At 62.7% G+C, this 7,062-nt stretch carries 4 protein-coding genes; 3 read left to right on the forward strand and 1 reads right to left on the reverse strand.

Going from position 1 to position 7,062, the window contains the following annotated elements; all coding sequences use genetic code 11:
• The first annotated feature begins 26 nt into the window (after nt 1–26).
• Complete coding sequence (locus J2S96_RS17230; RefSeq protein WP_306866147.1) at nt 27–1,247, forward strand: ROK family protein; 1,221 nt, start codon at nt 27–29, stop codon at nt 1,245–1,247.
• A gap of 80 nt (nt 1,248–1,327) precedes the next feature.
• Here the strand turns inward: J2S96_RS17230 and J2S96_RS17235 are convergent, their stop codons facing one another.
• A complete protein-coding gene (locus J2S96_RS17235; RefSeq protein ID WP_306866150.1) occupies nt 1,328–2,275 on the reverse strand; it encodes an SGNH/GDSL hydrolase family protein in 948 nt (315 codons plus the stop codon).
• Between the two features lie 286 nt (nt 2,276–2,561).
• Here J2S96_RS17235 and J2S96_RS17240 point away from each other — a divergent pair, with 286 nt between their 5' ends.
• Both J2S96_RS17240 and J2S96_RS17245 read left to right on the forward strand, forming a co-directional pair.
• Nucleotides 2,562–4,007, forward strand: a complete 1,446-nt coding sequence (locus tag J2S96_RS17240) for an MFS transporter (protein ID WP_285244149.1) — start codon at nt 2,562–2,564, stop codon at nt 4,005–4,007.
• Between the two features lie 202 nt (nt 4,008–4,209).
• Entirely contained in the window at nt 4,210–5,997 is a 1,788-nt protein-coding gene (locus J2S96_RS17245; protein ID WP_306866154.1) for a hypothetical protein, read from the forward strand.
• Nucleotides 5,998–7,062: the final 1,065 nt, after the last annotated feature.

The raw sequence follows: 7,062 nt of genomic DNA on the forward strand, positions 1-7,062 counted from the left end.
CGTGACGTGAAGGAGTAGATGTGGTGATGACGGCCGTGCCTCCCTACATCCAAGGTGTCCCCGGGGCTGGACATATGGAGGCTGTACGGAGGGGGAACTTGGCGCTGGTGCTGGGCAGAATCGCTGAGACCTCACCTGCCGGTCGTCGCAGCCGGGCTCAGATTTCCGCACTGACCGGGCTGACAAAGGCGTCCGTATCAAGCCTTGTGCTCGAGCTCATCTCGAGCGGCCTGGTCACTGAGGTGGGGCTGAACCAACAGTCGAGGGGCCGACCGGGAGTGGAGCTGGAGTTGAACCCCAACAAAGCGGTCCTCGGCGCGGAAATCAACGTCGACTACCTCGCAGTTGGTGTGGTCAGCCTGGCCGGGACCCTGCTCATGCACGAGGTTTGGGAGCGCGACAACCGCTCCGATGGGGTGGAACGAGTGATGGCCGCCCTGAGTCAGCAGTGTGCTGTGACAGCCGTGGCGGCGGAGAAGAAGGGCATCGATGTTCTTGGGGGTGGCCTTGCGGTGCCGGGACTGATCGATGCTGCCGGCCAGGTTGTGGTGAGCGCCCCTAACTTGGGCTGGAAAAATGCCAGGCCGGATCTACGCGTACTGCTTCCGGGCTCTCCGCTAGGTGTAGTCCTTTGCAACGAGGCCAACGCCGCAGCCTTGGCCGAAATGGACCATCAATCCGACACCGATTTCATGTTTATTTCAGGTGAGGTGGGTATCGGCGGCGGGCTCGTTGTCGGCCGTGAAATTTTCACTGGCGCTGATGGTCATGCGGGGGAGGTGGGCCACGTCGTGGTTGATCCTTACGGTTCTGACTGCTTGTGCGGTGGGAGGGGCTGCCTGGAAACGGTGGCCGGCCAGGACGCGATCGCCGACGCCGCCGGGCTCACGGGACATCCAGCCCGAAGCAGCCGCTCACTAACGTTGTCCGTGCTGCTGGGGTTGTTGAAGGAAGGCGACGCACGGGCCCTGTCGGCGGTTGAGCGCGCAGGTTTCTGTCTTGGCTTGGCCCTGGCGTCCTCGGCGCGGATCGTACCTTTTACGTTGGTGGTCCTTGGCGGGCACCTTGCCGTTCTTGATCCGTGGCTGAGAATTTCGCTTATGGATAGCCTCCAGAGGTATTCCGCGGGAAAATTCCCTTCCGGAAACGTGCTGGTATCGGCTTTGGGGAGCACAGGGGCTTTGTTGGGTGCGGCGGGCCTCGCGCTTAGGTCAGTGCTGGAGGCACCGCATACACTGCGGCGGTGATCCCCAGGCCTTCTTTCGTGTAAATGATCAAGACGGTGACGCCTGATTTTCGTGGCGCCACCGTCTTTGGAGTGATTCGGTCAGGAGCTGGCGCCGGGGTGCGTTAGCTGTTCCACCAGGGCTTTCGCTACTGCTGCATGGCCGGCTTCGTTCGGGTGCATCATGACAAAACCGCGGGAAAAGTCATACCCAGTGACCCACGGATCAGCTGAGCAGGCATCGTGGCCCTGGCTGTCCTTGGACGCGGTGACGAGTTCGGCTCCCGTTTGCTGGGCGGCGTGCTTGGTGGCAAGGCTCATCCCGCGGGCAACGTCAAGAAGAAACTTCTGACGCTGCTGCGGGATGGGAACCGCTGCACAGGGCTTGCCATTGTCCGGGAGGACTGACAGGTAATCAACCAGGACCACCCGCGCGTGTGGAGCCTTCTCCTGGACAGCGTTGACGGTTGCCGCTAAGGCATCCTGGATGCCGGCGAGGCGGGCCTGCACGACCGAGTCCGGCACGGGCGTGCACAACCCGTACAGCTTCAGCTGGTTGCTGATCACGCTCAGCGGGTTTGCGGCAAGGTCTCCTTGACAGGCTTCGGCCATGAGGTTGCCGACATAGTTGACGTCATTGCCGCCAATGGTGATGGTTACCAGATCTGTGTCCGCGGTGACGGCTTTGATCTGCAGCTCGCCGGTCTGGCTGGAGCCATCCCAGCTCCAGATCTGCTGGGGCGTCGTCGCGATGTTGGGGATCGAGGCGCCGCCGCATGTCGCGTTCGTCAGGTTCAAGTGAAGCTGACTGGCGACAAGGTATGGATAGGCAATGGTGGTCCGCCCGCATCGGCCACCGGGGTCCGCTGGATCCGCGGGTCCGAGACCACCTCCGGCGGCGTAGGAGCTGCCAAGGGCAACGTAGTGGGCACCCGGTTCGGGTGCAGGAAGAGGCGCGGCGCTGGCGGGCAGAGCTGTGCAAAAGGCTGTAAGGGCGGTGACGGCGCAAGCTGCCGCCACCTTGCGGACAGCACCGAGGCATGCGGGCATAGATCAATCTCCTTGGGGGTTTTGCCGGGCTCCAGTCGCTACTTCGCGATCCAGATTATTCCCGGGTGGGGAAAATTTAGCTTTCGCTTGCGGCTTCGTCAAGAGCCGGTCGCTCCGGTGGCCATGGGAGTCGAACCCAACGGCCGCTGGCGCGGGCAGAACTTCGTTTGAGGAAGCATTTGAACATTTATTGGTCGGGCTATTGCCATTTTTCCCGGTGCGGGAATATTGTTTTGCGAATGCTTCCGCGGGTGGATGCCCGCGGCGATCAACGAAGGAGTTGTACATGGGATCTGTTGATGCAGCCCAGGGAGCGGCCGGTGCTCCGCCGGTGGAGCCCCGGCCGGCGAAGGATGATTTGTCCCCCGTCTATGAACCGAAAACGCGGCCCTACCGCCGCTATGTCAGCACGTACGCGCTGGCAAGCGTGGCCTTTTCCCTGCTGTGGGGTGCGGTGCTCACGGTCCTGCTCCCGCTGCAGGTTCAAAATCTGGAGTTTGCCCGGATCTTCGGGCCCGACAGTGGTGTTGACCTGACCGCACTGAATAATTTGAGCGGCCAGGTTGCTTCCGGCGCCGTGACGCCGACCTCAGAGCAGCAGCAGCAGCTCGATCTTTTGGCGCAGTTCAACTCTTCACGTGCTGCCGGCCTGTCGTTGGTGACGTCGGTAGGCGTGGTCGTGGGCATGGTCTTGTCCCCGATCATCGGGACGCTTTCAGATCTGACCCGGACAAAGTGGGGCCGGCGCGCCCCTTATATCGCTGCCGGCGCTGTCGTCGGAGCAGCCGGCATCACGCTGATGCCGCTGGCGCCGAACCTGTTTTTCCTGGTTCTTGCCTGGTCTGTCATCCAGGTCGCCGGAAATGCCCAGGGCCCCCTCGTGGCCACGGTAGCGGACCGGGTGCCCAAAGAGCGCCTGGGGTCGGTATCGGCGGTCACCGGAGTTGTGGTGTACTTCGCGGCCATCCTCGGCGCAGTGGTGGCCGGAGCGCTTTTTGCTGCCATCGGCCTTGCCAGCTACTACCCGTTCGCCGTGACGCTTCTGCTGCTCACCGTACCGTTGCTTTTCCTTGCCCGGGACCGGTCATCCAAGCACCTGCCCCACGGAAAAATCCGGATTGGCACCATCTTTGCTTCGTTCATCGTCGCCCTGCGCGACCGGGACTACCGGTGGGCCTGGATCTCGAAGGTCTTGCTCTGGACCGGGTTCGGCATCGGCACCACCTACAGCATCTACATGCTCCAGAGCTACATCACCCCGGCACTCAGCGCGGCAGAAGCAGCCCAGATGAGTCCCCTCCTGCAGGTCGTCGCACTACCTGCCACAATGCTCGGAATGGCCGTTTCGGGAAAGCTTTCCGACAAACTGCACCGTCGGAAGCCTTTCGTGATCGCAGCTGCCGTGATCATCGCACTGGGCTTCATCGTTCCCTGGGTTTGGCCGTCTCTTCCTGCCATGTTCATCCAGGCAGCCATGGGCGGACTCGGCCTTGGCGTCTTCCTCGTCGTTGACCAGGCCCTGTTCATCGACCTGCTCCCCGACCCCGAAGCAGCAGGCCGCGACCTCGGAATGTCCTCAGTCGGACAAAACCTCGGCAACGCCATCGCCCCCGTCACCGCCGGCACCGCAGTCGCCCTCGTCGGCGGCTCCTACGGCATCGTCTGGCCAATCGCCTTCATCATCGTCATCATCTCAGGCCTCCTGGTCCTGCCAATCCGCCGCGCCCGCTAAACACCACCCACCGCTCCGGCCGTCACCCCCAACCCTGACGGCCGGAGCACAAGCACGATCTCGCATCTCACCTAGTGCCAGGTCGTGCCTCGGCGTGGCTATCGCGCCAGCGTCTCTGGCTAGTTCCCGCTCGAGCCCGGCAGCACACCGTCTCGCGGAACCATCACCGTTACATCCACTTTTTCCTAAACAAAGGAGTTTTGTGAACGCTACATTCCTACAATCCAGGCCGCGACGAGGGCAGAGAGTCGCCATCGCTGTGCTCTCGTTCCTGCTCACGGCGGTGATTCTCATCTATTTCGCCCTTATGGCGGGTCTCGGTGACGGTACTAAGCAACTTGCATCAGGAACGCAGAAGTTGAGCGGAGGGGCAAAGGAATTTGATAACGGCCTCGCTCAATATGCGGACGGCGTGAAGAAATTCAGTGACGGTCAGGGGCAGGCCGCGGACGGATCCGCTAAGTTGGCCCAAGGCATACACCAAACCGCGGATGGCACCGCGCAGTACGTCGGCGGCGTACATCAAACCGCGGACGGCACCGCCCAGTACGTCGACGGCGTACACCAAACCGCCGACGGCACCGCCCAGTACGTCGACGGCGTACACCAAGCCGCGCACGGCGTTGGGCAATATGTGGACGGGGTGGCGCAAGTGGCAACCGGGGCAAATGCCCTTGCTGACGGTGTGGGAAAGACAGCAGACGGAGCAAAGGCCCTCAGCGCCGGAACCACGCAGCTCAGCACCGGCATGAATCAACTGGCCTCCGGGGGACAGGCAACGGCCAGCGGCGTCGAGGCGGTTGCTGGCGGTATCGACCACGTAGCGACGGGAGCAGCAGAGTTGGCTCAGGGCGCATCCGGCCTTTCGAAAGGGGCAGCCGGCATACGCGACGGGATTAGCGGGGTCGGCACAGGCCTGCGCAGCACTGGCAAGGATTTTGCAACGCTATCCGCAAACGTCGGCGCCACCGCCAAGGAGCAGACAGGAGCAGCGGCGATGCTGACCACCGCCCAGTCGTCCGCCGCCGGCGCAACGAATACCCTCGACAACCTGAAGGTTCTCGTAGCACACCTCGCAGCAGGAGACAGCCTGACTTCGGCGCAAGTCGAACAGCTCAGGACCCTCACCACGACAGCAAGCGCCGACGTCAGCGCCGTCAGCGACGGCCTTTCAACAGCGGTGTCTTCCGTCGACTCAGCCAGGTCGCACCTCTCTGACGTGGACAACGGTGCAGGAAGCATCCAGTCAACCGTCAACGCTCTGGCCGAGGGCATCGAGACACAATTGGCGCCGGGAGCCGGAGCCATCGCGGATGGCACTTCTGGCATTGCCGCAGGAGCCGCCGGGCTTGCTGATGGAACGAAACAACTGGCCACCGGGGCCAACGGTCTCGCGACCGGATCACGTGAGCTTGCCAATGGCATGTCGCAGATGGCACAAGGCACGTCCGGCCTCAGTGACGGGACAGCTCAGCTGGCCAACGGACTGGACCAGCTTCATTCGGGTACCTCCCAACTTGCCGGGGGTCTTGGCCAGCTCAGCGAAGGCGGCGCGCAGCTGGGAACCGGGGTCAACCAGCTGGCCGCCGGCGGTGACCAGCTCTCGTCCGGCGTAAACCAGCTTGCCACCGGCGGTGACCAGCTCTCGTCCGGCGTAAACCAGCTTGCCACCGGCGGTGACCAGCTCTCATCCGGCGTAAACCAGCTCGCCACCGGCGGCGACCAGCTCGCCGGGGGAGACCGTCAGTTAGCTGACGGCAGCCAGGCCCTGGCCGTCGGTGCGAACCAGCTCAGCACGGGAATGACGCAGCTGAGCGACGGAAGCGCACAGCTGTCGGACGGAACCCTCCAACTCGCGAGCGGAATCAGCAGCCTAGGGCCCGATACGCTCGGACTGCCGGTTGCCGCGGTCTTCGCAGTGCTCATGGTGGTGCTGACAACGACCGCCCTTATCCGGCGCGCTGCCCGCCGCCGGCACGTCCTTCCCTAAGGCCGTCGGGTCCGCGCGACATCTGCGCGGACCCGACGTACTCCCCGAGCAACCGGCCACGCCGCTGACGCTCCTAAAGGAACACCTTGCCTTATATAAGCTATTTTCTTCCCCCATCTTTCGCTGATGCTTGCCCGGTCAACGAAATCACCAGTCGATCGCATTGGACCGTTACATCCGTGTCGGAAACAGCCATTGAAGACCGACGAAGCCGGGGGAAGAGATTGAACGAAGCAGTTAACCAGCTGATTCCGACAGCATTGGAACGCATGCAAGGCCTACTCATCACCCAAAGGGGCGACGGCAGGTACACGGTCGAGATTAATCCGGCCGTACCCTGCGGGACCATTCAGTTGTCGCACTGGTGAGGACCAGCCAAAAGTGACCGCCCGCCTGCGCCCGCAGTCAGCCCAATTTAGATCCAGGCTGTAGTACTTTGCGATGTACATGCAGGTCGTCAACGTGGACGCGGCCCCGATCACAACACAAAAATCCGACAAACCCTGCTCACCATCGTGCGGGCGACCCGGCCTGTACGCAAACGGAAGAGGGTAAACCTCCTCGTCGTCCGACCGGCCCCCCACCTGGGATGCCTGTCGGACTTGAATGTGACGTCTCCGTTGATGTTGTGCAGCCCACCGACGTCTCTACATTCGGCTCTAAAGGCGCGCTCTTATGAGCCTGAAATGCGATCAGCGACTCCTGACCACCCCCCGGGGGGAGGGGGAGCGCGCCGCAGATGATGGCGCTGTCCTGGCTTTGAACCGGCCCGACCTTCACCCTGCCAGGTCGAGACAGGCGCCGCTGATCCGGAAATCCGTCAACCGGAAAACGCACGACGCGGAAGGGAGCACCACCAGGACGGCACTCGAAACATCGGGGCGACTGCTGCCACGCGCCAGGCCAATGCAGGCGCAGTGTGGGGGTATCAACGCCCCGGAACATCTCTTTTCCAGCATCGACTATTGCTTTTTTCCCGGTGCGGGAATATTGTTTTGCGAATGCTTCCGCGGGTGGATGCCCGCGGCGATCAACGAAGGAGTTGTACATGGGATCTGTTGATGC

The sequence above is a fragment of the Arthrobacter bambusae genome, assembly GCF_030812595.1.
Taxonomy (GTDB): Bacteria; Actinomycetota; Actinomycetes; order Actinomycetales; family Micrococcaceae; genus Arthrobacter; species Arthrobacter bambusae_B.